15 protein-coding genes are annotated in these 24,515 nt (G+C 72.2%); 9 read left to right on the top strand and 6 right to left on the bottom strand.

What is annotated here, in order from left to right:
- Positions 1–164: 164 nt before the first annotated feature.
- Together ABD331_RS37515 and ABD331_RS37510 are read left to right on the top strand one after the other, a co-directional pair.
- The gene (locus tag ABD331_RS37515; protein ID WP_344485986.1) at positions 165–821 is read left to right on the top strand and encodes a CBS domain-containing protein; all 657 of its coding nucleotides are present in this window, start codon (positions 165–167) and stop codon (positions 819–821) included.
- Positions 818–1,006, top strand: coding sequence for a hypothetical protein (locus ABD331_RS37510; protein WP_344485983.1), 189 nt, complete (start codon positions 818–820; stop codon positions 1,004–1,006). Before ABD331_RS37515 ends, ABD331_RS37510 begins: the two co-directional genes overlap by 4 nt.
- Here ABD331_RS37510 and ABD331_RS37505 read toward each other — a convergent pair.
- Positions 988–1,566 (bottom strand): dihydrofolate reductase family protein, encoded by a 579-nt coding sequence (locus ABD331_RS37505; protein WP_344485980.1) that lies wholly within the window; start codon positions 1,564–1,566, stop codon positions 988–990. The two genes, ABD331_RS37510 and ABD331_RS37505, sit on opposite strands and share 19 nt — an antisense overlap.
- Before the next feature lie 391 nt (positions 1,567–1,957).
- Here ABD331_RS37505 and ABD331_RS37500 point away from each other — a divergent pair, with 391 nt between their 5' ends.
- Both ABD331_RS37500 and ABD331_RS37495 read left to right on the top strand, forming a co-directional pair.
- Positions 1,958–2,398, top strand: coding sequence for a DUF4396 domain-containing protein (locus ABD331_RS37500; protein WP_344485977.1), 441 nt, complete (start codon positions 1,958–1,960; stop codon positions 2,396–2,398).
- A gap of 144 nt (positions 2,399–2,542) precedes the next feature.
- Positions 2,543–4,510: an FHA domain-containing protein gene (locus ABD331_RS37495; protein ID WP_344485974.1), complete on the top strand. Its 1,968-nt coding sequence runs from the start codon at positions 2,543–2,545 to the stop codon at positions 4,508–4,510.
- 2 nt (positions 4,511–4,512) lie between these two features.
- Here ABD331_RS37495 and ABD331_RS37490 read toward each other — a convergent pair whose 3' ends face one another.
- A complete protein-coding gene (locus ABD331_RS37490; protein ID WP_344485971.1) occupies positions 4,513–4,932 on the bottom strand; it encodes a CoA-binding protein in 420 nt (139 codons plus the stop codon).
- Between the two features lie 166 nt (positions 4,933–5,098).
- On the opposite strand from ABD331_RS37490, the gene ABD331_RS37485 reads away from it, so the two are divergent.
- Positions 5,099–5,335 carry a hypothetical protein gene (locus ABD331_RS37485; protein ID WP_148442892.1) on the top strand — a complete coding sequence of 79 codons (237 nt, stop codon included), beginning with the start codon at positions 5,099–5,101 and terminating at the stop codon, positions 5,333–5,335.
- A gap of 77 nt (positions 5,336–5,412) precedes the next feature.
- On the top strand, positions 5,413–5,646 hold the full coding sequence (locus tag ABD331_RS37480) for an MmyB family transcriptional regulator (RefSeq protein WP_344485963.1): 234 nt from the start codon (positions 5,413–5,415) through the stop codon (positions 5,644–5,646).
- Between the two features lie 79 nt (positions 5,647–5,725).
- Here the strand turns inward: ABD331_RS37480 and ABD331_RS37475 are convergent, their stop codons facing one another.
- Positions 5,726–6,685: a quinone oxidoreductase family protein gene (locus tag ABD331_RS37475; RefSeq protein WP_344485961.1), complete on the bottom strand. Its 960-nt coding sequence runs from the start codon at positions 6,683–6,685 to the stop codon at positions 5,726–5,728.
- Between the two features lie 74 nt (positions 6,686–6,759).
- Between ABD331_RS37475 and ABD331_RS37470 the strand changes: the two genes are divergently transcribed.
- A complete protein-coding gene (locus ABD331_RS37470; RefSeq protein WP_344485958.1) occupies positions 6,760–7,359 on the top strand; it encodes a TetR/AcrR family transcriptional regulator C-terminal domain-containing protein in 600 nt (199 codons plus the stop codon).
- Positions 7,360–7,369: 10 nt separating this feature from the next.
- Entirely contained in the window at positions 7,370–8,206 is an 837-nt protein-coding gene (locus tag ABD331_RS37465; RefSeq protein WP_344485955.1) for a helix-turn-helix domain-containing protein, read from the top strand.
- A 103-nt stretch (positions 8,207–8,309) separates the two neighbouring features.
- Here ABD331_RS37465 and ABD331_RS37460 read toward each other — a convergent pair whose 3' ends face one another.
- Complete coding sequence (locus ABD331_RS37460; RefSeq protein ID WP_344485952.1) at positions 8,310–9,242, bottom strand: hypothetical protein; 933 nt, start codon at positions 9,240–9,242, stop codon at positions 8,310–8,312.
- 70 nt (positions 9,243–9,312) lie between these two features.
- Entirely contained in the window at positions 9,313–10,986 is a 1,674-nt protein-coding gene (locus ABD331_RS37455) for an IS1634 family transposase (protein WP_344485949.1), read from the bottom strand.
- A 156-nt stretch (positions 10,987–11,142) separates the two neighbouring features.
- On the opposite strand from ABD331_RS37455, the gene ABD331_RS37450 reads away from it, so the two are divergent.
- Positions 11,143–11,307, top strand: a complete 165-nt coding sequence (locus ABD331_RS37450) for a hypothetical protein (RefSeq protein ID WP_344485946.1) — start codon at positions 11,143–11,145, stop codon at positions 11,305–11,307.
- Here the strand turns inward: ABD331_RS37450 and ABD331_RS37445 are convergent.
- Positions 11,304–24,491, bottom strand: coding sequence for a hemopexin repeat-containing protein (locus tag ABD331_RS37445; protein ID WP_344485943.1), 13,188 nt, complete (start codon positions 24,489–24,491; stop codon positions 11,304–11,306). The two genes, ABD331_RS37450 and ABD331_RS37445, sit on opposite strands and share 4 nt — an antisense overlap.
- Positions 24,492–24,515 lie beyond the last annotated feature (24 nt).

The raw sequence follows: 24,515 nt of genomic DNA, 5'->3' as shown, positions 1-24,515 counted from the left end.
TCTCACCCGGCGGGTGCCTCCGCATCGCCCCTCGCCGGGCTCGCCAGGCCCCGCCCGATGACCGGCGGCGCGGCGGGACTTTCGTCCAGACCGTCAGGACCTTCGCCGCTGACCGCGCGGCCCGCCGTACGCGAGCCTGGGACGTGGAAACGAGGTGGGAGAACATGTCGATCGAAGTCAAGGACGTCATGGGACGAGTCGCCATCGCGGTGCTGGCGGACGCGTCGTTCGCCGACATCGTGGCCGCGATGAAGCGGTTCGCGGTGGGCGCGGTCACCGTGATCGACGCCGACCGCCGCCCGATGGGCGTGGTCTCGGAGGACGATCTGCTGCTCAAGGAGATCGACACCGTGCGGCACAGCGTGTCGATGTTCGAGTCCGGCAGGCAGCGGCGCGAGCACGAGAAGGCCGCCGGTGTCACGGCGTCCCAGCTCATGACGTCCCCGGCGATCACCGTCACCCCCGGCGTCGGCCTGCGCGACGCGGCCAGGCTCATGCACGACAGGCGCGTCAAGCAACTGCCCGTGATCGACCCGGTCAGCGGGCGCATCGTGGGCACCCTGCACCAGCGGGACGTGCTGCGCGTCTTCACCCGGCCCGCCGGCGAGCTGGAGGCCGACGTCCGGGCCGTGCTTCCGGCGAGCGGGACGTTCACGGTCGAGACGGAGTCGGGCGTGGTGAAGGTCGGCGGGCGGGTGTGCCGGCGGTCCCAGGTGATGGCGCTCGCCGAGGCCGTTCGCGGCGTCGAGGGTGTGGTGGACGTCGTGTGCGAGGTGGTCTGCGACGACGACGACCTCGTGATCGTCCCGCCGCTGCTGTGATCGGGGTGCCGCCCGACCTGGCCACGTGCGCCGGCTGCCTGCGCGAGCTGTTCGACCCCGCCAACCGGCGCCACCGCTACCCGTTCATCGCCTGCGCGGCCTGCGGCCCCCGGGCGTCCATCGTGGAAGGCCTCCCCTACGAGCCGCACCTCGCCCTGGACCTGGATCAGCTGACGACGTCGTAGATCAGCTTGACGATCCCGTTGGGGTAGGACTCCGACGCCCGGAGGGTCAGCGCCTGCTTGTCCTTGTCGGCCCTGCTGAACAGGCCCTTCCCGGCGCCGAGCAGCACCGGGAACATGAGCAGGTGGTACCGGTCGATCAGGCCCGCCTCGGACAGCCGCCGGGCGAGCTCGGCGCTGCCGTGGATGAAGATCGCGCCGCCTTCGGCCTTCTTCAGCTCGACGACGTCCTCGGTAGACCGCAGGATCGTCGTCGGCCCCCACCCCTCGACGAGGGCGTCGTCGGGCAGCGTGGCCGAGACCACGTACTTGGGCAGCTCCTTGAAGGCGGCGTGGTCCTCGGAGTCGCGCCAGATCGGCGCGAACGCCTCGTAACTGCGGCGGCCGAACATCAGCGCCGTCGTCTCCGCCATCTCCTCGCCCTTCAGCGAGAAGGCCTCGGGCAGGAACTCGATGTCCTTGACCACCCAGCCGCCGCTGCGGTGCTCCTCGCCGGGCCCGCCGCCCGGGGAGTCCACGACACCGTCGAGCGAGATGAATCCGGTGTAGACCAGATCGCGCATGTGCTGTTCTCCTCAAGGTCGGCGACGACATCGCGAGGTGCCGCGCCCATATTACGGACCGATCAGGGCACCGTCTTGTACGAAAACGACAAATGCGCCGACAGGCCACGCGCCACCTGACCACCCTCCCTCGTGGCCCTCGCGCCGGCGTCCGCGGCATGCACACCCCGGGCCGTCTGGACGGCGGCACGCCGCTCACGGTTCTGAGCTCAGGAAGATCCTCGCCAGGCTCTGACCGGGTGACGTTCGCCGGGCCCGCCGTTGCCTCCATACGGGTAGGGGGTATACGGTGGGCCCGCTGAAACGCGAACGAACCGCCTGGAAGGTAGCAATGTCCGAATCAATGCATCACGGTGGACATGAGGAGTCAGGTCATGCCCACCACGGGCCGATGAAGGCGACCTGGGGAGTGGCGGCGTCGGCGACGCTGCACTGCCTCACCGGGTGCGCCATCGGCGAGGTGCTCGGCATGGTGATCGCCACCGCCCTGGGCTGGCACGACCTGCCCAGCATCGCGCTGGCCGTCGTCCTGGCGTTCATCTTCGGCTACGCGCTCACCCTGCGCGGTCTGTTCCGCGCGGGTCTCAAGTGGCGCGCCGCGCTGCGGCTCGCGCTGGCCGCCGACACGCTGTCGATCCTCGTCATGGAGATCGTCGACAACGGCATCATGCTGGTCATCCCCGGCGCGATGGACGCGGGGCTCACGTCCCTGCTGTTCTGGGGCGCGCTGGCGGTCTCGCTGCTCGTCGCCTTCCTCGTCACCTGGCCCATCAACAAGTGGATCATCGGCCGCGGCAAGGGTCACGCCGTGATCCACGCCTACCACCACTGAGCCGGTCGCCTCACCTTTCACACCCGTCACGACTTCACTGGCGATGTGCGCCGCGTGCGTATTTTTCAGCGGTCAAACCCCGGAAACCCGCTCACGCTCGAGTACGGCACCTTCAGTCCATGGGCTAGGAAATGGGAGTGACCTATGCCGCCGGTGATCGTCGGGCGTGACGGCCCGCTGTCCGGACAGCGATTTCCGATCGACGACCGGCCGATGACGTTCGGCCGCAGGAACGACAGCCGCATCGTGATCGCCAGCGTGCGCGCCTCGCGCGCGCACGCCGAAGTGCGTCACGAATCGGGCCGGTACGTCCTGTACGACCTGGGCAGCCGCAACGGCACCCTGGTCAACGGCGTCCGGGTGACCCGGCACGACCTCCAGCCCGGCGACGTGATCGCGATCGGCGACGAGGTGTTCCGCTTCGAGGCGTCCGACGACGTCGAGACCATCATGGACCCGGCGCTCATGCGGGAGATCGGCCGGCAGGCGGCGCGCCCGGTCGATCCCGCCCAGGTCCTGCGCGTGACGATCAGCGGCGGCGGCCCCGTCGGGCTCGGGTTCGCCCTGCTCCTCGACCACCTGATGGGCGATCGGGTGGCGGTCACCGTGTACGACGGCCGCTGGATGCTCGACGGCGACCGGGTCGTGTGGAAGGGCCAGGAACAGGGCAACATCCGGAGGCAGCAGGTCGTGACGGTGCAGAGCCGCCAGTACCTGAACCTGCCGGAGAAGGTGCAGGCGCGGCTGTTCAGCCCGGACGCCTACACCGAGATGTGGCCCGCCGGCCCCGACTCGATCCGTGGTCGCAGCCCGCGCAACCTGCGTATCTCCTACATCGAGGACACCCTGCTGGCGATGGCCGGCGAGCGGCCCGGCCGAATCCGGCTCGTCCCCGAGCGCTTCGACCCCGCCGAGCACCAGGAGGCCGCGGCCCGCGACCACGTGCTGGCCATCTGCGAGGGCGGCCGGTCGCGCACCAGGGAGCACTTCGCCGCCAAGTTCGGCACCGCCGACACCTCCATCTACTCGCTCGACGGCCACCACCTGCGCGACGTCGTCCTCGGCCTGCGGGTCAAGTCCGAGCTGCCCGACCCGATGACCGTCCTGCTCACCGTCGCGCAGAACCGCTTCCTGCTGAACGCCCTGCGCGGCGAGGGCTTCCTCAACATGCGGCTGACCGACGCCGAAGCCGAGGAGGTCATCGGCATCGACCCGGTCAGGCACGTCTTCGAGGAGTGCGTGGCCTCCAGCCCATGCCTCATGGACCGCACCGAGCACGGCGAGTTCCGCTGCTCCACGCACAGCACGCTGTTCCTGCCCGCCCTGGTCAAGGGGTCGAAGCTGTGGGCGCGGGTGATGGAGGGGCTGCGGTTCTTCGGCGTGCCGGAGGAGAACCTGAGCGCGGTCACCGCGTTCCGGCTCGACATGGTGCAGCGGCCCCGCTTCACCGCGCAGCTCTACCCGCCCACCTCCGCCACCCCCGGCACGTACGGCTTCCTGCTCGGGGACGCCGCCAACGCCATCCACTTCTGGCCGGGCCGCGGCCTCAACAGCGGGCTGGGCTCGGCCATCTCGCTGGCCAGGACGCTCAGCCAGAGCTGGCAGGGCCGGCCGTTCAGGGACGCCGACTTCATCCGGCACGAGGCGGCCATGTCGATGCTGCAGTATCGGCACAAGAGCCGCGCCTGGAAGGCGATGGTCACCACCGACGGGCACGGTGTCACGCGGGCGATCAAGGACGAGATCGCGCAGGGGATCGAGGAGGCCGCCGCGAGCCCCGATCCCGGCGCCGCCAAGGACGCCGACCTGGACGTGCTCATGGACCGGCTGCGGCAGATCCGGGACCGGCTGGCGACGCGCATCCCCGGGATGCCGGACGACGCCCGGCTCCGGGGGCATCTGCGGGGGATGAAGGCGGAGACGTTGCGGACGCTGCTGATCAGCGGGGCGTGGGACACGCTGGTCATGGGCGGGGAAGAGGTCGACATCGACATCTTCTACCGGCAGGACCCGCCCGACGTGCTGGTGTCCAGGACGCCGGTGGCGGTGGCGGATGTGGCGGGGGAGGGGCAGCAGCTCACCAAGGTCATCCGGCGCGAGCAGGTCACCTGACGTCAGGCGGTGCGGCGCAGGGCCCACTCGACGCCGGGGCACCGGTCCATCACCACGTCCAGCCCGGCCTCCAGCGCCCGCCCCGCCGCGGCCTCGTCGACCACCCCGAGGGGCAGCCAGACCGCACCGGCCCCGATGGCGATGGCCTCGTCGATCGCCTCACCGGCGTACTCGGACCGGCGGTACACGGCGACCACGTCCACCTTGCCCGGCACCTCGGCCAGCGACTCGTAGCCGGGCTCGCCCAGCACGGTCTCGCCCGCCGGATGGACGGGAATGATCCGCCGGCCGCGCGACTTGAGCAGCGCCGCCTGGTCGTAGGCGGTACGGCCCGGGTTGTCGGCCAGGCCGACGAACGCCCACGTGTGAGCCTCGGCCAGGAGGCGACGGATGACGTTCTCGTCCGCGAAACGGTTTCCCATGTTCCGGGCAACACCCGTGGCGGGCCGCGCATTTCCGTACCGGTAAAAGGGCGCGCCGCCAGATTCCGCCCAGCCGATGCGCGCCACCGCGCATACCTCGGGACTGACGGGCAGGGGACGGAAGCAGGGGGATGGATCTGACCGCCGAAGGGCTAGGAGGAGACACATGGATCCGTCGACCCAGGAGACCGGCAAGGTCACGGGCACTCAGGACAAGGACTACAACCTGATCTGGTTCGTCGAGCAGTGCCTGAGCAACGTGCTGCGGCTGGAGAACTACATCGCCGACGCGGAACGCACGGGCGACCAGGAACTGGCGAGCTTCTTCCGCCGCGCCCAGGCCGAGAGCCGTAAGGGTGCCGAGCAGGGCAAGGAGCTGCTCAGCAAGCGCCTGATCAAGTAGGTCTTCCGGAAGTCTCCGCGCAAGCGGCCCGCCCGTCACGGGGGGCCGCTTGCGCGTTCACCGCTCCCTCCCTGGCATTGGCCCCGCAGGACCTCGGCCTGCCTTCGCAGGACAGTCGCCGCGAGGTCGCCGGGAAGCGGTACCGGCACCGGCTGGTCGGCGACCTCACCCTCGACTGCGACACGTGGAGCAGCCCCGACGGGTCGGGCCAGCGGCTCAGGGTGCTGACCGCCGAGCCCGGCACCCCGTCGTACGACGCGCTGCGCATCCTCGCCTCCTGGGGCACCGGCCAACCGAGCCTCTCGCACTGAGGACGGGGGCCACGGCGGCACGATCAGCCTCTCGCACTGGGGCACGGCAGCACGACCGGCCTTTCGCGCCGACGGCGGGTCACGGCAGCACGACCAGCCGCCTGCCCTTCAGGTCGGTGCGCTGCCAGGCGGTCTCGATGCCGCTCAGCGGCACCCGCTCCACCCCGAAGACCAGCTCACCGGCCCGCGTCCAGGCCACGACCTGCCCGTACGCCTCGCCCATGGTCGCCGCGTCGAGGCCCTTGGCCGCGCCGTAAATCTCGACCCCGGACGTCCGCAGGGCGTCCGCGGGCAGGTTGAGGGCGGGCGCGGCGGACTCGCCGACCTGGACGATCCGCGTCGGCCTGCCGAACCCGAACGACTCCGGGACGAGCGTGCCCAGCAGGACCTCGGTGGGCCGCCCCCACAGGTAGTCCAGGACGACGTCGTAACCGTCACCCCTGGCGTCGGCGAACGCCCGGGCGAGCACGTCGTCCGGCACGGCCGTGTTGATCACGGCGTCGGCGCCGAGCTCCCGCACCTCGCGCAACTGCGTGTCGTCGCGGCCGGTGGCGACGATCCGCCCGGCGCCGAGCAGCCGGGCCACCTGCACCGCGAGCCGCCCGGCCACCCCGGTGGCGCCCTGCACCAGCACCGTCTCGCCGGGGACGAACCCGGCGGCGGTCCTGATCGCCATGCCGGTGATGGCCGAGGCGAGCACGGTCACGACGGCCGGGTCGACGTCCTCGGGGACGGGGGCGTACGAGCCCGCGGGCACCACCGTGCGCTGGGCGAGCGCCCCGTAGGGCAGGCGCGGGTTGCCGAACCCGACGAGGGTGCCGTCGGGCAGGGCGCCTACGCCGTCGAAGGCGGGGATCGCCGGCAACCGGCCGGTGAAGCCCGCGCTCGTGTAGTGCGTGCCGGCCGCGATGGCCTTGTCGACGTTCTCGACGGCCACCGCCTTGACGTCGATGAGCACCTCCCCTTCGCCGGGCACCGGGTCGGGAAAGTCCTCGTAGCGAGGTACGCCGCCGATCTCGTGCAGCACCGCCGCCTTCATCTCAGCTCCCTCTCTATCAGTGATAGATAGGGGCGACTCTAGCACTGATAGAGTGCGGGCGGGAGGTGCCGGATTTGGCATTGGACAAGCAGCGGATCGTCGCCGAGGCCGTCGCCCTGCTCGACGCCGAGGGCCTCGACGGGGTGACCACGCGCCGGCTGGCCGCCCGGCTCGGCGTCAAGTCGCCCACCCTCTACTGGCACGTCCCGAACAAGGCCGCCCTCGTCACCGCGATCGCCGAGGCGATCCTGGAGCAGCAGTTCCCCGAGCTGACGCCCCCCGGTCCGGCGGAACGCTGGCAGGACTGGCTGATCGGCCTGGCCGAGCGGCTGCGCCGCGCGCTGCTCGCCCACCCGGACGGCGCCAGGGTCATCTCGCTCTCCCAGCTCTCGCTCAAGATGGCCGCGATCTCGGAGCTGGCCATGAGCGCGCTCGTCGGGCGGGGCATCCCGCTGCGGCGGGCCCGGCTGATCGTGCTGACGGTGGAGCGGTTCACGGTGGGGTTCGTGCTGGAGGAGCAGGCGCCGCGGCCGGACGTGGAGGGGTTCGACATGGACGCCTTCGCCACGGCGTTCCCCACGGTGATCGCCGGGGTGACCGAGTACTTCCAGCCGGGGCGCACCGTGGACGACCTGTTCCGCGACTGCCTGGAGGAGATCGTGGGCGGCACGTAGCATGGGATCCGTGCAGACGTTCGTGCACGGTGAGGCTGTGTGGGGCGTCGCGTCCCCGCGGCGGCCCAGCTCGGTGTCCGGGGTGAGCATGGCGGGGTTCCAGGTCCGTGACCTGGACGCGCTCCGCATGGTCCCGCATCCGGCCGTGACGCTGCTGCTGGAGTTCGGCGCGGGCTCGCCCGTCATCGACGGCGGGGCGGGGCGGCTACAGAGCGGCAGTCTCGCCGGCGGGCCGGGGTACGGGGCCGGAGGGGCGGTCTGGGTGCGGGGGCAGAACGTCGAGTGCGTGCAGGTGCGCCTGTCCCCGTTGATCGCCCGCGCCGTCCTGGGCGTGTCTCCGGCGGAGCTCGACGGCGTCGTGGTGCCCCTCGAAGACCTGTGGAGCCGCCGGGAGGTGTCGGAGATCCGCGAGCGGCTGGCCGAGGCCGGCACCTGGCGGGAGCGTTTCGCGATGACGGACGCGCTGCTCGCCCGCCGCCACGAGGAGCGGGAGCCGGTGGATCCCGAGGTGGCCTGGGCGTGGGATCGGATCGTCGCCGGTCGCGGCCTGGTGCGGGTGGACGGGCTCGCGGAGGAGGTCGGCTGGAGCCGCAAGCGCCTGTGGTCGCGGTTCCGCGCCCAGCTCGGGCTGCGGCCGAAGCGCGCCGTGACGCTGATCCGCTTCGATCACGCCGCCCACCGGCTGGTCGCGGGCGAGGGCGCGGCCAGGGTGGCGGCCGACGCCGGTTACGCCGACCAGTCCCACCTGCATCGGGAGGTGATGGCGTTCGCCGGGGTGACGCCCGGGACGGTGGCCGACGAGCCGTTCCTGGCGGTCGACGACTTCGCCTGGCCGGGCCACGCCTGACCCAGATGGCGGGCCACCGAACCGAAGCGGGCCACCGAACCGAAGCGGGCCACCGGACCGAAGCGGGCCACCGGACCGAAGCGGGCTACCGGACCAACGCGGGCTACCGGACCGAACGCGGGCGGTCGGCCCGCTGGACCCAGCCGAGGAAGACCCCCTCAGGCGAGCGCGCCGCCAGCGCCGCCGCGATCGACCCGTGCAGGTGGGCCTCGTTGGGCAGGGCGAGGCGCTGCTCCTCCGGCTCGTCGTAGAGCGACAGGTCGAGCCGGGCCTGCGGATACCGGCGAACCCCGTCCACGACCGTGGCCTCACCCACGTACGTCAGCGCGACCGACCGCAGCCTCGACCACGGATGATCGTTGACGCCACGCGAGGAGACGACCAGCACCCCCAACGCCTTGGCCTGCACATTTATCCGGATATATCCGGCGACGGCGATGATCACCACCAGCACCACGCCCACCATGAAGGCCACGTAGTCAGGCGCGTCCGTCCCCCGGTCGTCGGGCAACGCCGCGCCGATGAGCCCCACCACGATCAGGACGACCACGGCCACGACCATCATCAGGCACCCGAACAGGCCCCGCTGCTGCCTGAGCGCGACCCCTCGCAGGTCGAAGGCGGTCCCGTCGGCCGGCTGATGGAGCACCCTCGGCGCGACGGCGGACGAGCTCCACCGCCTGACGTCCCCCCGGCAGAGCAGCAGCCCGCCCGCGACGCCGCACACCGCGGCGGCGATCCCGGCGAGCTGCGACGGGTACACCCGGCCGTCGCTCATCCCGATGGCCAGGCCGGAGCCGAGGATCAGCAGCGGGCAGATTCCGAACAGGGCCTTGCGCATCAGCCCGATCGCCATGGGGCCGCCCAGCCAGACCCGGGCCAGCCAGAAGCACCAGACCGCGCTCCAGAACACCCCCGCGAAGATCTCGAAGGGGGCGGTCCCGCCCTCCCAGACGAGCACGACGCCGCCGATGAGACCGGCCCAGAGGAGGGCGAGCAGGGCGACGGCCAGGTGGAGGGCGAGGGGACGCTGCATGCGCGGAAGCCTAGCCCGGTTCTTCGCAGGTAGGTGAATGCTGTCGCTGGCTGGTCGTCTGGATCATGCGTTACAGGGTCAGCCAGCGCGGCCGGGTGGGGTCGACGTCCAGCAGGGCCAGCAGCCGGTGTTGCAGGAGGTCGGGGATCAGGATCTGGGGCGGGCTGGTGGCGGTGGCGGGGATGAGCCGGATGCGTTCCAGCGCGGTGAAGATCAGTCGTGCGGTGGGCCGGTCGGGGCTGTTGCCGGGGTGGAACAGCAGCCGGGTTCCGGGCAGCAAGGCGTTGCGGACCTGGCGTTCGATCAGGCAGAAGACGAGCAGGGCCAGGCAGATGACGCTGATCAGCGCGGTGATGCGGCGGTTGTGTTTGAGGAACATCGGGGCGATGGCGAGCGGGCCTTTGATGTCGCCGTAGCGGCGTTCGACGACCGGCTGGCCCTTGTAGCGGATCAGGACCTCGGCGGCGTCGGCCTGCTCGGGTGGCAGGGTGGTCAGCAGGGCGTACCAGCCGTCAGCGCTCGCGTCGGTGTCGATGGTGCGCTGGTCGAAGGCCCAGGTGAAGACGGGTTTGCCGGTGGCGGGGCAGGTGGTGACGGTGGTGGTCAGGTAGCCGGTGACGCGGCGTTTGCGGGCGATCTCCTCGGCGCGGCGGCTCACGTCGGCGGCGGCAGGGTGGTAGCGGCTGCCCGCGGTGCGGACCAGCCGGTCCAGCTCGTCGCGGGCCTTGGCCAGTTTCAACGCGCGGGCGGCGGCCTGGCCTTGGGCGTGGGCGGTGGAGTGCACCAAAATGCGGCGCACGGTGATCGGGGCGCCACATGTCTTGTTCGTCTTCTTCGGCGCGGTCAGCACCATCACGTCTTCGATGACGTGGTAGGCGGCCCGCCGCTCGGCGGGTTTGCCCGCGTCCCGGGCGGCGACGAACTCCACCAGCCGTCCACCGGCCGGGTCGAGCCCGGCGAACAGAGCGGCCGGGACCTTGGCGGCGGCCAGCGGCGCGATGAAGGTCACCCCGGCCTCGCGCATCGCGCTCACGTTGCCGTAGGAGATGAGCTTGGAGTCGCCGATGAGCAGCATCTCGCGCCGTCCGGCGATCTGTTGCAGGCCGTGCATGGCCTGCACGACCTGCGACACCTCGCCCGCGCCGCCGTCGTAGGCGCGGTGGAAGAGCGGGATGCCTTCGTCCCGGGTCACCGCGATCCCGGCCTGCACCTGTTTCAGATCCGTGCGCCGGTCCTTGGGATGACCGTACTTGGGCGCCGGATACTCCGGCTCGGCCTGCTCGAACGCGCCGAACAGGGAGATCGAGGTCATGTCCCAATGCATCTGGGCCACCGACAGCCCGAACGCGCTGATCGCCTGCGCCCCGATCGAGCCGGTGATCTGCTCCAGCTCCGGCGCGATCGCATCCAGCGCCCGGGCGATCCGGTCATCGTTCAAAGCGCCGGGATCGACGCCGAAGACTTCTTCCACCGCCCAGTCGCGAGCCCAGTCCTCCACCTTCCACAGCGGGGCGGGCGAGGTCAGCCGGTTGGCCACCAGCGCCTCGATCACCTGCCCATGCGTGAGGTAGGCATCCGACCGGACCGGGCAGGCCCGATCCACGACCCCGGCGATGTCCAGCCGCCGGCAGAACTCCGCGATCACCGGCAACGCACCCAGCCGCCGCTGCAGCACGAACTCCGACACCATCTCCGCCCGCCCCCGGCGCGACCGATGACGAGGCTGACCCGAAAGACCACTCATGCCCCATCCCACGAACCAGCCCGCCGACTATGACGCGACTAGCCAAAACAATCATGCGGAGAACGGGCCTAGCCTGGCGGGCGGAACGCGGGACCCGGCGCAAAGCGGGGACTCTCGTTACACGGCCTTGCCGATCATGTCACTAGCGTGGCTGCCATGCCTGACACACCCCGACGCCCTCGTATCCAATGGCAGGACGACACCGAGTACCTCAAGAACAGGGAGCGTCCGCTGAGCGGCGCGCTCCGGCCCGCCGCCGAGCCGGCCGCGGACCCGGCGCCCCGGCCGGAGCCCGGCCGGGGCACGCGGGAGGCCCGCTAGCGGGCACGATAGGCGAAGATCAGCCCCAGCCCCGCCAGTCCTGACCTGTCGCCTTCCAGCACCAGCCGCCACGTGCCGGCGCTGAACCCTGGGGTGGGCAGGAGCTTGCCCTCGTCGAGGGGCAGGCGGGGATCGCCGTTGAGCAGGAACCGGCCGGCGCCCGCCGGCGCGTACAGGGCGTACACGCCGGTGACGGCCCTGCCGATCATGCCGGGGAACAGGTCCGGCGTGAGAGGCAGGGTCAGCGTGCCGTCGGCGCCGTCGGTGAACGCCGCCCACTCCTCGGGGAACTCCGCGGGCACGTCGCAGTAGCGGGCCGCGGAGTAGGGCTTGAGCATGCCCTTGACCGCTCCGGCGAACGGCTCGCCGCCCTGCTCGGCGGAGTACTTCACGGTGACGGTGACGTCCATGAGCTGGGGCGCGCCGCCGGCGGGCAGCTCCAGCCGCCACCGGGAGACGGCGCCTGTGCCCTCGAAGGGCAGGTAGCGTTCGTCGTCGTAGCGCAGCTCGAACAGGCCGTTGTTGTCCTTGTACTCCTCCAGGTCCGACAGGGCGATCTGCTGGCTGCCCCGCCAGTCGGCGCGCACGTTCGCCGGCAGCGGGCCCTTGGCGTCGAGCAGGTACTTCACGGCCTTGGGGTCGGCCGCGAGCACGGTCCTGCTGTCGAGCTGGGTCAGCATCCCGTTGAGGGCGATCGGGCCGTCGGGGCCGGTGAAGGTGACCGACACCGTCTTGATCCGCCGCCGGTAGTGGCCGGGGAAGTCGCGGTCGAACAGCGCCTCGGTCAGCGCGAACTCGCAGCGGCCCGTGGTGCGCAGGCTGAGCGCGGCCATCGGGTCGAGCGCGAGCAGCGACACCTTCTTGATGATCTCCAGGCCGCGCCGGTCGGTCTCGGCCCACGCCCTGCTCATCCGCTCCAGGTCCAGGCCGAGGCTCTCGGCGGCGAGCAGGCCGTTGCGCCGGCTCTCCCAGTACATCGGCTGGATGTAGTCGGCCTCCCCTTCCGGGACGCCCCGCTCGTACTGGAAGGAGCGTTGCGCGGCGCGCGCCGTCTCGTACGCCATCGCGTACGCCTGGAAGTACAGCCCCGCCAGCCGCCCCGACATCCACTGGTAGAGCTGGAGGCTGGTGAACTTGCCCGTCATGAACGCGCCGACGGCCTCCAGGTTCGCGATCTGCTGCCCGAGGACGTCCAGCTCCCGCTGGGCGGCGCCGAGCCGCAGCTCCGCGGCCCGCACCTGGTGGCCGAGCTGCTCGACGTCGTTGCGGGCCAGGGCGAGCTGGAAGGCCCAGTCGTGCGCCATCCGCTCCTGGTCGGCGCGGATGCCGAGCAGCTCGCCGATCACGTTCAGCCCCTCGGCGGTGGCGGAGGCGGCCTCGCCGCCGTGCTCCAGGGCCTCCGTCACCTGCTGGCCGCCCTGTTTGGTGCCCATGATGAACAGGCCGACCAGCACGTCCGGCAGGCCGGAGGCGATGGCGCCGCCGGTCTGGAACGCGGCGGCGACGGCGTGCGCGACGACGGCCGCGGACATCATGCCGAGCTGCGCCTGCTCCAGCGGGGTGAGCCCGGTGGCGATCAGCCCCTCGTAGTGGCCGGCCCGCTCCTGCGCGCCCCGCTCGCCGGCCCGCGCCTCGCGCAGGCCCTCGGCGGCGATCTCGACCTCCAGCTCGCGCACCGCGCGGGTGAGGGCCAGGATCGTGCCCTCGTGCCGGTTGTTGAGCAGCGCCAGCTCCTCGGCGTCGCGCCGTTCCAGCACGTTGAGCAGGTCCCCGCCGAACTGCCGCAGCTTGTCCACCAACTCCTGCGCCTTGCGCAGCACGACGGGGAAGCGGTGGTGCGGCACCGGCACGGCCGTGACGGCGGCGAGCCGGTCGAGCGACGCTCCCGCCGCCGCGCCGCGCACCAGCGCCATCACGTCCGCGGGCGGCTCGAACAGCGGCAGCGGCCGGCTGACGCCCATGATGTCGAGCGAAGCCCTGATCTTGCGCAGCCGGTCCTCGACGCGGTCCCAGTACTCCAGGTAGACGCTGTTGGCCGGGACGTGGAAGTACGGTCCCTCCACGCTGGCGTGCACCTGGCCCGCCCCCTGCAGCATCGCGCCGCCCGCCGTCAGCTCGGGCACCCCGCCGTTCCGCGGCGCCCGCCTGATCTGCTCGTACGTGAGCGCCGCCCCCGGCTCACGCGGCCCGAGGTTCTCCGGCGGACGCTCCCCGAGCAGGTCGTAGGCGAAGACGTAAAGCATCCTGGCCTCGTCCACGCTCTCCGCGGTGTACTGGCGGAACAGCAGGTCGCCCCAGTCGAGCAGGTTGTCGATGTAGGCCATCACGACCGCGCGCCGGTAGGCCGACGGCCGCAGCTCGGCGATCGCGTGCGGGTCGAAGGGATCCTCCAGGTACGCCTTCAGCAGCGCCACCCGGTCGCCCATGAGGTCGTACTGGCGGCGCAGCCGGCCGAGCATGGCGACGCGCTCCAGCAGCCCGGCGCGCGCCGGCTCCGCCTCGGGCGGCACCGTCAGCGCCCCGATCGCCTCCTCGATGGGCGGCAGCTTGCCGGACGGGAGCCCGGCCAGGTAGTCCTTCTCGGCGTCGGTCAGCTCGCGCCTGTGCTGGAAGGCGGGCGCCATCGGCTCCACGTCGAGCAGGATCCGCGCCAGGTCGCCGCCCGCCTGGCCCGCGTCGATCCGCGCCAGGTCGTCGCGGCAGCTCTGCACGAGCGCCTCGACGTCCACGGCCAGGAACGGCAGGAACCGCCAGTAGCGCGGCCTGGTCGGGTCGAAGACGTACTCGTACCAGGTGCGGGCGTCGTCGAAGCGCTGGGCGGCGTTGAGCGCCTGCGCGATGAGGGTGGGGGCGTGGAAGAAGACCTCCCAGTAGTAGAGGCCGTTGCCGCTGTTGAAGTCCAGGTGCGAGCTGGTCGGCACGCCCTGCTCCGCGGTCTGCTCGGTGACCATGATGGTGGTGGCGTCGGACGTCCGCGTGCTGAAGGCGGGCAGCTCGTCCAGCTCCTGCACGCGCGGCGCGAGCAGCGCCGGCACGCCGCCCTCCAGCAGCGCCTTGTTCAGCTTGTACGCCGTGCTGGAGGTCAGCCGGACGACCTCGTGCGGCAGCGCGGCGATCTCGTAGGGCCGCTGCGTCTTCGGCGCCGAGGAGTAGGTGAGGTACGTGGCGCCGAGGAACAGGTGCAGGTCGGTGCTGTCGAGCACGCCGTCCAGGTCGTCCGCCCAGCCTTCCGGCAGGCCGCCCCAGTTGCCCTCGACGGGGGAGTACGCCGTCACGGACGCCAGCTCCCGCTCCGGCTCCAGCACCGCGTAGTCCTCGCCGCTGAGCACGTAGCGCAGGCCCGAGCGCCGGAAGACGGCCCGGACGCGGCGGGTCAGCGGCTTGGGGTAGCCGGGCTCGGCCAGGGCGCCGGGGACGCCGCCGGCCAGCGAGTAGCCGACGTACTCCAGGTTCCTGGCCAGGTACAGCATGTCGCCGGCGACGTAGGCGGCGTCCACGCCCTCGTCGGTGATGGCCGTCCTGGCCACGCCCAGCGGCTTGATGGCGGACGGGTCGCTCTGCGCCCAATCCGGGCGGCCCCTGCCGGAGTCCCGGGTGATGGACACGTACGTGCGGAGGGTGTTGTCGAAGAAGTAGCTGCGGTCGCCGTGCCGGAAGGCGGCGCTGATGGGGCCGGACTGCGGCAGGCCGTCGTTGTTGCCCTTCAGCTCGCGGGTGTCCTCGTCGCGGCCCGCGACGCGCCGGTAGGAGTCGCCGCTCATGACGAACACCTGGCCGTCGCGGAACAGGACCGCGTCCACCCGCGCGGTGCCGGACGCCCACGGCGGCTGGAAGGTCTCCAGCGGGCCGCCGGGAACGGACCTGCGCTGCCACGCCTGCCCGTCGGCGTGGTAGTACTCCACGCCGTCGGCGTCCACGACGGCGACGTCCACCTTGTCCCACTGCGGGAAGCCCTCGCCGTTGCCGGCGATCGGCTTCGGGTAGCCGGGGTCGATCAGGCCGAACGGGTCGCCGGAGTAGCGGTAGTAGTTCGCGCCGGAGAACAGGTAGCGGTAGCCGTTCCTGACGATGACGGCGTCCACCTTCGCCTGGTCGTCGTACAGGGCGGTGGGGACGTGCCCCCAGCGGCCCGACGTCGGCGGCTTGGACAGGCGCAGGGCGTTCGGCCGCTCCTTGGGCAGCTCCACGTAGAACGGGCCGGAGCCGTCCTCGCCGTTGTTGTTGAAGAAGTACCTGACGCCGGCCGGCAGCTCGACCGCCGCGTGGATCGGGGACCACACGGGCAGCCTGGCCTGGTTGCCGCTCAGCGGGAGCGCCGTCTCCTCGCCCAGCGGCGGCGAGACGGGACGGCACAGGAAACTGCCGCCCTTGTGGTCCACGCTCACCCACGCGCCGCTCTCGGCCTCGGCCGGCATGGCGAGCTGCACGACCCCTGACGGGTCGACGGGCTCGGCGAAGACCCGCTCCAGCCGGGCCGGCCGCACCGGCTCGGGCACGCCCTCGGCGCGGATGGCGTACAGCTCGGGCGTCAGCGCGAACGCCGAGCGCACCGGCAGCGGGCCGAGCGGCGTCAGCACCGTGTACGTGCAGGTGATGAGGATGGTGTCGTGCGCGTCGCCGTCCGGGGCGGTCGCGGACGCCTGGACGTACAGGCGCACGCCCAGCACGGGCGCGTCCTGCACGTCCTCCAGCGGCAGGACCTGCGCGGCCCCCCACTCGCCGTTGAGGTTGCGGAAGGAGTAGTTGACCCGCACGCGGTGCTGGGGCGGCGGCGGGGTGAGCGTGCGGGTGTCGCCGCTCTGCTGGTCGGTGAGCGTGGTCGTGGCGCCAGGCTCCGGCGGGACCGCCTCGACCGTCGGCCAGAAGACGAAGACGCGGCCGAAGGCGTGCACCGGGTAGACCCGCTCCGCCTCGATCTGCGCGTCCACCTTCAGCCACGGCGCCCAGGTGGCCGACAGGCGGCCGTCGTCCATGAACTCCGCCTCGCGGCAGTAGTAGCGGCGCGGCTCGGTCCGCGTCCGGCCGAACAGCACCAGCCGCCGCGCCCCCCGCTCCGCGCCGTCCTCGGTGTAGACGTAGCCGCCGGCGATGGACAGCCGGGAGACCTCGGTGTACTCGTCGAGGTAGCGCTTGTAGGCGCGCTCCACCTTCTCCTGGGTGATCTCGCCCTGCAGCAGGTCGTCCTCCAGGGCGCGGAAGGCGGGCGTCCTGGAGTCGCGCAGCTCGGGGCGCAGGTAGTTCTCCGGGTAGAGGAAGACCTTCCTGTTGGCCTCCCACAGGCGGTAGTTCTTCAGCCACCCCCACCAGGTTCTGATCCGCTGCCGGGTCTCCTCCGGGTCCCGCCCGCCTGCCGGGCGCGCCTGCTCCAGGTCGAGCAGGTAGCGGTGCACGTAGAGCTGGACGGCGGCGATGGCCTCGCGCACCCGCGAGGTGCGGCCCTGCCCGCCCATCTCGACGTCGGCCAGCAGCCGGTCGTACAGCTCCGCCGAGGTGGCCGGCAGGATGGAGACGAGGGCGTCGCGCCTGAGCACGTTGATCTCGTCGTGCACGGCGGCCGACAGCGCCGCCCACTCCCCGCCGGACAGCCGCTCCATGATGCCGAGCAGGCCGGTGTTCGCCGCCGCCAGGGCGGGCGTCTCGCCGAAGGCGTGCCGCCACACCTCGGAGTGCAGCGTGGACGGCGCGTCGCCGATCCGGCCGGTGAGCGCGAACAGCTCGGCCAGCCGCAGCAGGAACTCGATCTCGAAGCGGTCCTCCTCGTGCCGTACGGGCGGCGCGCTCCACCTCGCGGCGGCGATCGCCCCGGGCTCCGCGGTCAGCAGCGCCGCGTTGCGCCTGGCCCACTTGATCTCGTCGGCGTCCCAGCCGAACAGGTCGCTGAGGTAGGCGTACGGGTCCGGGACGGCCGCCGGCGGGTTCAGCAGGAACGCGGGCAGCCCGTCCGGGTGCCGCCGGGCCAGGTCCACGAACCTGGTGATCGTGTGCACGTCGCTCAGCCGGTAGTCGGCCGTGCCGCCCCAGCGGTGCGCGAACCGCTGCGGGTAGGTGCGGTCCACCTCGTGGTAGCCGCGCGAGTAGCGGACGTACTCCTCGCCCTTGCACAGGTACGTGCGCCCTTCGAAGACGAACGCGCCGTCGATGCCCGCCTCGAAGCGGCCGGGCAGGTCGCCCCAGTCGTCCCGCACGGTGCGCGGGTGGCCCTCCTCGGCCAGCTCGAACGTGCCGCTCGGGTAGCGCACGTACTGGTCGCCCCTGAACGCGTACAGCTCGCCGGTGGGCGCGGCGAAGGCGGCGTCGATCAGCTCGTGCCCGGCGTCGGCGAAGGCGTTGCGCACCTTGCCGAACACGGCGCTCACCGGCTGCGCCTGCTGGTCGCCGACGCGCAGGTGCAGCGCGCCCTTGAACAGGTGCACGGCGCCGCCCGGCGCGCGGAAGGCCGCGTCGAGCCCGTCGGCGAACTCCGCCGGCGGCTGATCCGTCATGCGCAGGTCGTAGGCCAGGTTCGGGACGATCGTGCGGGGATAGCCGTCGTCGGCGTGGGCGTACTCGGTGCCGGTGTAGCGGACGTACTGGTCGCCGGAGAACAGGTACGTGTGCGCGCCGTTGACGATCGTCGCGTCCACCTTCTCCCGCTCCGCGATCGTGTTCCTGACGCGGCCGAGGACGCCGGCGCCGAACGTGGCGGTCGCGGCGCGCGAGACGGTGTGGCAGGCGCCGCCCGCGAACAGGCAGGCGGTGCGCTCGCCCGCGACGGCGGCGTCGATCGTGCGGCCGGTCACCGCGTCGTCGAACGACTCGGGCAGGTTCGCGAACGCCGCCTCGCGCCGCAGGTTGCCGACGATCTTCTTCGGGTAGCCGGGGTCGATGTAGCGGTACTCGGGGCCGGTGTAGCGCACGTACCGGTCGCCGGAGAACAGGAACGTCGTGTCGTCGCCGAAGACGCACGCGGCGTCGATGCGGGCGGTTTCGTCGTCGGGCACGAACGGGTTGGGCGACCTGCCCCACCGGTCGCGGATGACGGCGAGCGGGGCGAACTCGCGCCCGTCGTGCCGCGAGTACTGCTCCGACAGGAAGAAGTACGTCACGCCGTCCGGCGTGGTGAACGCCGTGCGCAGCGCGTCGCCGTCCTCCCTGCTGGATTCGAGCAGCCGCTCGAAGCCGGGCCAGAACCGCTCGATCGGGCGCGGGTAGGACCACGCGCCGCTGCCCTCGTCGTACTGCACGCAGTGCTCGCCGTGCAGCAGCAGCATGGTGCCGCCGGCGAACAGCACCGCGTCGGGGACGGGGCGCCCCGGCACGCGGTACTGCTCGGGCACCTCCCAGAAGCTCTCGTCGGCGGCCTGCGGCTCGCCGTCGGGGCTGGTGTAGTCGGCGCCGGAGTAGACGACGTAGCGGAAGCCGCCCTCCTCGTCGGGCGACTCGAACAGGTACGTCCTGTCGCCGCGCACGTACGCCAGCGCGACGTCGGTCAGGCCGCCCCAGTGCTCGGCGATGATCCGCGGCTCACCGTCGATGACGAGGCCGGGGTCGGAGCCGGTGGCGGCGTGGACGACGAACTGGTCGCCGCTGAACAGGTACGTCCTGCCGTCCCGGCCAACGAACGCCGCATCCACCGCGTTGTCCTGATAAATCGTGTTACGCGGGCGGCCCCACTCCTCGGCCAGCGCGTACGCCTTGTTCAGCCGCGTGTTGACGCACCGCGGCCCCTTGAACAGGTACGTGGTCCCGTCGGCGCCGCACAGCACGGCGTCGAGCCCCCGCCGGAACTCCTCCGGCACGCCCCGCAGCGACCGCGGCGTCACCGTCTCCGGCTCCATCCCGGGGACCTGCGCCGACTCCACGGCCGGACGGTGCCGCCAGACGCCGCCCTCCTCGGCCAGCATCCTGCCGTCCTCCAGGAACACGCAGCCCGCCCCGGCGATCCAGGCGTCGTCGTAGCGGCGGTAGAGGCCGTCGGACACGGCGTGGCAGCGGTCGCCGCGGAACAGGTAGACGGTGCGGCGGTCGGCGAAGGCCGCGTCCACGCCGTCGAGCGTGACGTCCAGCGCCGCCATCCCCGGCTCGCGCGCCAGCTCCGACAGCGCGGCCGGATAGCCGTCCTGTACGTGGTCGAGGTCCGCGCCCAGGTAACGCACGTACTGGTCGCCCGAGAACAGGTAGGTGTAGCGGCGCTCCACCGTCCTGCCGTCCACCACCTCCGCCACGGTCCTGACCAGCGCGGCGTCCACCCGGCCCGTCCTGGCGATCCGGTTGACCACGTTGCCCCAGTACGCCGGCACCGAGGCGGGGTAGCGGTCGTCCGCCCTGGTGTGGTCGCCGGTCGAGAAGCGGGTGTACCGGTCGCCGGAGAAGACGTACGTTCTGCCGTCCTTGCCGACGAAGGCCGCGTCCACCTGGGTGAAGGGCAGCAGGCTGTCCCAGTGCTCGGCGATCGTGCGCGGCTCCGACCACCAGCGGTGCCGGGCGTCGGACATCACGAAGCGCTCGCCGGCGAACAGGTACGTGCGGCCCGCGCCGTCGGTGAACACCGCGTCGATCACCGCGAAGCGCGGGTCGGCGGCCAGCGAGGCGGGCAGGTTCCACCAGTTGTCGGAGACCGGCTTGGGGTAGCCGGCGTCGGGCACGGAGTAGTCCCTGGTGGAGTAGCGCACGTGGAAGTGACCGGCGTCGGCGTGCACCTGCACGTGCAGCGGGGTGCCGCGCAGGGTCAGCGCGATGCCCTGCTCCGTGGTGACGTGCCACACCGGCCCGTCTCCGGTGGTCTCGCCCGCGGCGACGGTGGCGTCCTGGGCCAGGGTCAGGCCGTGCTCCAGGAAGCGGCGGCGCAGCGCGGGCGACAGGCGGCCCTCGTCCAATTCGGGCTCCTGGGCGAGCGGCACGTCGAACAGGTGGCCGCCGCGCCCGAACAGGTACGTGCGGCCGTCCATCACGAAGGCCGCGCCGACCTCGCGCAGCCCGCCCCAGTCGCCCGCGATGCGGCGCGGGTAGCCGAGATCGACGACGGCGTAGTCGGCGCCCGAGTACCGCAGGTACCGCTCGCCGCTGAACAGGTACGTCCTGCCGTCCAGGCCGACCAGCGCGGCGTCCACCCGGTCGCGGGTCAGCACGCCGGCGAGCCTGCCCCACCGCTCGGCCGTCGGCTGCGGCGCGCCCGCGCCCGAGGACGACAGCGCGACCGTCCTGCCCTCCTTGAACAGGTGCGTCAGCCCGGTGACGGGCTCGGAGAAGGCCGCGTCCACGCCGGACCCGAACTCGCCGGGCAGCCGGGCGAACTCCGTCTCGACGCGATGCGGGTAGCCGTCGTCCACCCGCACGCCGCCGTTCTCCACGCTGTCGCTGTAGCGGGCCACCTGGTCGCCGCGGAACAGGTACGCCCTACCGTCCGGGCCCGTGAAGGCGCCGTCGAGGCCCTGCCCGTCGTCGAAGGCGTTGCGGATGCGGCCCCAGCGGGCGGAGATCGCCTGCTCCTGCCCGCCCAGCTCCAGGTAACGGCCGCCCGCGAACAGGTGGGTGTGCCCGTCCACGTCGGTGAACGCCGCGTCGAGCGCCCCCGTGAACGACTCAGGCAGCGGCGTGTCGTGCCCCTCCGCCTGCCACCACTCGGCGACGGCGCGCGGGTAGCCCTCGTCCACCGTGGCGAAGCCGGGGCCGGAGTAGCGGATGTACTGGTCGCCGCAGAACAGGTAGGTCCTGCCGTTCTCGTCCACGTACGCGCTGTCGATCCTGCGCGGCGCGGCGAAGTTGTTCCTGATCCGGCCCCAGAGCTGGTCGCGGGGCGCCCAGCGGATGCTGCCCCGCTCCTTGACGAACAGCCGCGACACCTCACGGCCGGGCTGCTCGCCCTCGGCGCGCTGGAAGGCGCGGCCGACGAGCCACTCCGTGCCGTCGGGGTGCGCGAAGGCGGCGTCCACGCGGCTCAGGCCGGTGAACCAGGGCGACAGCTCGGTCAGCGCCTTCGGCTTCTGGTCGAGCAGCGCGTACGTGTCGGCGGAGTAGGCCCAGAAGACGTCGCCGGCGAAGAGCAGGATGCGGCCGTCGGAGCCGCGCAGCAGCGCGTCCACGGCGCCGACGCCCGGCGGCAGCGCCAGCGGCTCGGGGAACTTGCCCGCCAGGTCCTGGTCGTGGAAGACGACGGCGACCTCGGTCTCGTCCATGCCGAGCCGGCCCGCCAGCAGCGCGAAGCGGCGGATGCGCTGGTAGGCGGCCAGCAGATGCGGGTCGTCCGGCCGCCACGGGTCCGCGATGACCGGCGGGACGAGCAGCTCCATCGCCTCGGGCAGCCCGCCGGTGACGCCCGCGCAGATCGCCGTGACGCTCTCCTCCGGCACGCCGAACCCGTCGGCCAGCACGGAGACGAGCGCCTGCCGCTGCTCCCCGGCGCGCCGCTCCACGGCGGCCGTCACCTCCTCGACCGCCGCCGCCAGCTCGACGGCGACGGGGCTCAGCAGGAAGAACACGTCCCGCTCGAAGTCCTCCACGCCCTGCAGCGAGAAGCCGATGACGCTGGCCGGGTTGGCGAAGAACGGCACGGCCTCGCGCGGCACGGACAGCGCGTCGGTGAGGTGGCCCTCCGCGACCAGCTTCTCGATCAGCAGGCCCTGCTGGTCCTTGTCGAGGCCGAGCCCCTCCAGCGCCTCCAGGTCGATCCGGTACGGCCGCTCGTCCTGCGCGCACTCGGCCACCCGCTGGGCGACGAGGCCGCTCTCGGCCTCGGTGAACCCGTTGCCGAGCGACTCCACCTCGGCGACCGGCCAGCCGTCGCTCAGGTAGGGGCCCTCCATCGCGGCCATCGCCCGCTGCGCCATCGCCAGGTCCGCGACCTCGGCGAAGTCGTCAGGGGTGAAGGTGAACAGCTCGGCCTCCAGCTCGCCGACCTGCCGGCGCATCGCGTCGAGCACGGCTTGCCGGTGCGGGTGGAACTCGGCAGGCAGCGCGAGACCGGCGGGCCCGAGCCCGGCCAGCGCCTGCTTGTCCAGGTAGCGGTCCTGCTCGTCGAGGTAGCCGTTGAAGCGCAGCCCGTCCACCAGCCTGGACAGCCGCGCCTCGCCGAGCCGCAGCCCCGCCAGCAGCGCCCGGTCGAGGACGAGCGGCTCGGCGCGGAAGGCCTCCACCCGCCCGCGCAGCACGGCGAGCACCTCGGGCGCGACGTCGGACAGGCCCGCGTTGACGCGGAACGCGCCGAGGTTCTCCTCGTCGGCGAAGAACGCCGGGTCCTGGACGGCGCCCTCCTCGTCCACGTACCCGTGGAAGATCAGGTTGTCGTACAGCTCGTCGAGCTGCCCCTCCGAGAGGTCGCCGAGGGTGGCCAGGTCGGAGGGGTGGAAGGCGGAGGTGCCGTTGCCGACGCTGTTGATCAGCTTGAACAGCGCCTCCTTGAACGGCACGAAGTCGCGCTCCAGGATCAGCGCGTAGTCGGTGACGGGCAGCCCGTCGGTGACGAGCGTGCCGTCGGCGCGCAGCCGTCCTGACAGCATGAGCTGGTTGTGGATCTTGCCGGCCAGGCGCTCGCCGAGCCCCAGCCCGAGCAGGTCGTCGTCCACGACGACGCCCAGTGTGGTGACCGCCTCGTACGCGGCGGCGGCCACCTTGTCAGGGTCGGGGCGCAGCAGCCGGGGATCGCGGCTCGACACCACCCCGCCGGCGGTGGTGGTGAGCAGGTCGTGCACCACCTGGGCGGCACGCGGGCCGAAGCGCTCGCTCTCGAACGCGGCCGGCCCCATGGCCACCTCGGCGAAGCGCTGCCTGAGGCCGTCCAGCACCGCGAGCCTGTCGTCCTCGCCGGGCCGGCCGCCGAGGATCTCGGCCAGCTCCCCTGCGCCGAAGCCGCCGTCCTGCATCCAGCGGGCGACCCCGAGCAGCGTCTGAGCCAGCCACAGCGCGGCGGCGGGGTCGCCGCCCTCCAGGACGCGGTAGCAGTCACGCGTCCCCGGCTCGACGCCTCCCAGCAGCGAGAACGTGGAGTACCGCCACAACGACGGGTCGCTCTCCAGCACCCCCAGCAGGTCGAACAGCTCGCCGGCGGACAGGCCGAGCGCCGCGGTCAGCCTGCCGACCCGCCGCAGCAGCGCGATCTGCGCCGACCCGATCGGGCCGCGGTCGAAGGGGCTGGGCTCCAGCGCGCTGTAGCGGTCGCGGTAGCGCCGCACGGTCTCGGCGATGCCGCTCTCCGGCGTCTCGATGCCGATGGCCAGCTTGCGCCGGTAGTCCTTGTTGTGCGGGCCGAGCAGGTCGCCCGACATGGCGGGCAGGTCCTCCGGCACCGGCTCGACCGCCGCCACCAGCCCGCACACGGCGTCGATGGTGAGGTCGTAGCCGCGCTGGAGGTGCACGACGAGGGCGATGGCCCGCAGCGCCGCCGCGTCGAGCGTGCCGCCGCAGCACGTGGTCAGCACCCGGTCGAGGTCGGCCAGGCCGAGCCCGGTCCACCTGGACAGCCGGGCGATCCTGCTGACCCGGTCGTACCAGCCCGTGGAGGCGCCGATCAGCTCCGTCCCGTCCGCTGACAGGGTGACCGGGGTGCCTCCCCGGTTGGCGTAGGAGTCCTTGGCCGGGCGCGCGGGGTCGTCGGGGTCGCCGAGCAGCTCCCGTACCTGCAGCACGGACAGGCCCGTCACCCGCGTGAACGTCTCCACCCGCGCCAGCGGGCCCATCGGGTCGCCCGGTTCGAGCCCGTAGAACGCCTTGATCCGCGCCTCGTCCGCCGGCGACGTCAGATGCCCGGCGGCCTCGGCCGACAGGCCCAGGAACAGCCGGGCCACCGTGTCGGCGTCGGCCACCGGGGCGAAGATCCGGTAGAGCTCGTCGGGCCCCACCCTGAGGTGGCGCAGGTAGCTCTTGAACCGCTCCTCCTCCAGCGAGAACGGCATGCCGAACGGGTGCTCCAGCCGCAGCATCTCCGCGTACGGCGCGTCCCCGGCGAGCCTCTCCAGCAGCTCGATGACGATGTCGAGGTAGGGCGTCTGGCCGAAGGTGTTCTCGGCGTCCAGCAGGATGCGCTTCAGGTCGGCGCGCCGGTCGTCGCCGAGCAGCGACGGCTGCTCCAGCACGGTCTCCAGGAGCCCCAGCAGATCCGCGAGATAGGCCCCCGGCGAGTAGACCGTCCTGGCCTCGTCCTCCTGACGGGGGTCGAGCTCGGTGTCGTCGAACAGATCCTCGTAACTCGGGAGCATCTCGTTACCGGCCATGCGTCCCCCTCAGGAAGCCCGTGG

Source organism: Nonomuraea monospora (genome assembly GCF_039531895.1).
In the GTDB taxonomy this organism is placed as follows: Bacteria; Actinomycetota; Actinomycetes; order Streptosporangiales; family Streptosporangiaceae; genus Nonomuraea; species Nonomuraea monospora.
Note: the sequence above shows the minus strand (reverse complement) of the source record. Positions and strands in the feature narration are given on the sequence as shown.

What these genes read in the sequence shown, in the direction of transcription:
- ABD331_RS37515 (WP_344485986.1), top strand. Translation starts at nt 165, where the DNA reads ATGTCGATCGAAGTCAAGGACGTCATGGGACGAGTCGCCATCGCGGTG.
- ABD331_RS37505 (WP_344485980.1), bottom strand. Translation starts at nt 1,566, where the DNA reads ATGCGCGATCTGGTCTACACCGGATTCATCTCGCTCGACGGTGTCGTG.
- ABD331_RS37500 (WP_344485977.1), top strand. Translation starts at nt 1,958, where the DNA reads ATGAAGGCGACCTGGGGAGTGGCGGCGTCGGCGACGCTGCACTGCCTC.
- ABD331_RS37495 (WP_344485974.1), top strand. Translation starts at nt 2,543, where the DNA reads ATGCCGCCGGTGATCGTCGGGCGTGACGGCCCGCTGTCCGGACAGCGA.
- ABD331_RS37490 (WP_344485971.1), bottom strand. Translation starts at nt 4,932, where the DNA reads ATGGGAAACCGTTTCGCGGACGAGAACGTCATCCGTCGCCTCCTGGCC.
- ABD331_RS37485 (WP_148442892.1), top strand. Translation starts at nt 5,099, where the DNA reads ATGGATCCGTCGACCCAGGAGACCGGCAAGGTCACGGGCACTCAGGAC.
- ABD331_RS37475 (WP_344485961.1), bottom strand. Translation starts at nt 6,685, where the DNA reads ATGAAGGCGGCGGTGCTGCACGAGATCGGCGGCGTACCTCGCTACGAG.
- ABD331_RS37460 (WP_344485952.1), bottom strand. Translation starts at nt 9,242, where the DNA reads ATGCAGCGTCCCCTCGCCCTCCACCTGGCCGTCGCCCTGCTCGCCCTC.
- ABD331_RS37455 (WP_344485949.1), bottom strand. Translation starts at nt 10,986, where the DNA reads ATGAGTGGTCTTTCGGGTCAGCCTCGTCATCGGTCGCGCCGGGGGCGG.
- ABD331_RS37450 (WP_344485946.1), top strand. Translation starts at nt 11,143, where the DNA reads ATGCCTGACACACCCCGACGCCCTCGTATCCAATGGCAGGACGACACC.
- ABD331_RS37445 (WP_344485943.1), bottom strand. Translation starts at nt 24,491, where the DNA reads ATGGCCGGTAACGAGATGCTCCCGAGTTACGAGGATCTGTTCGACGAC.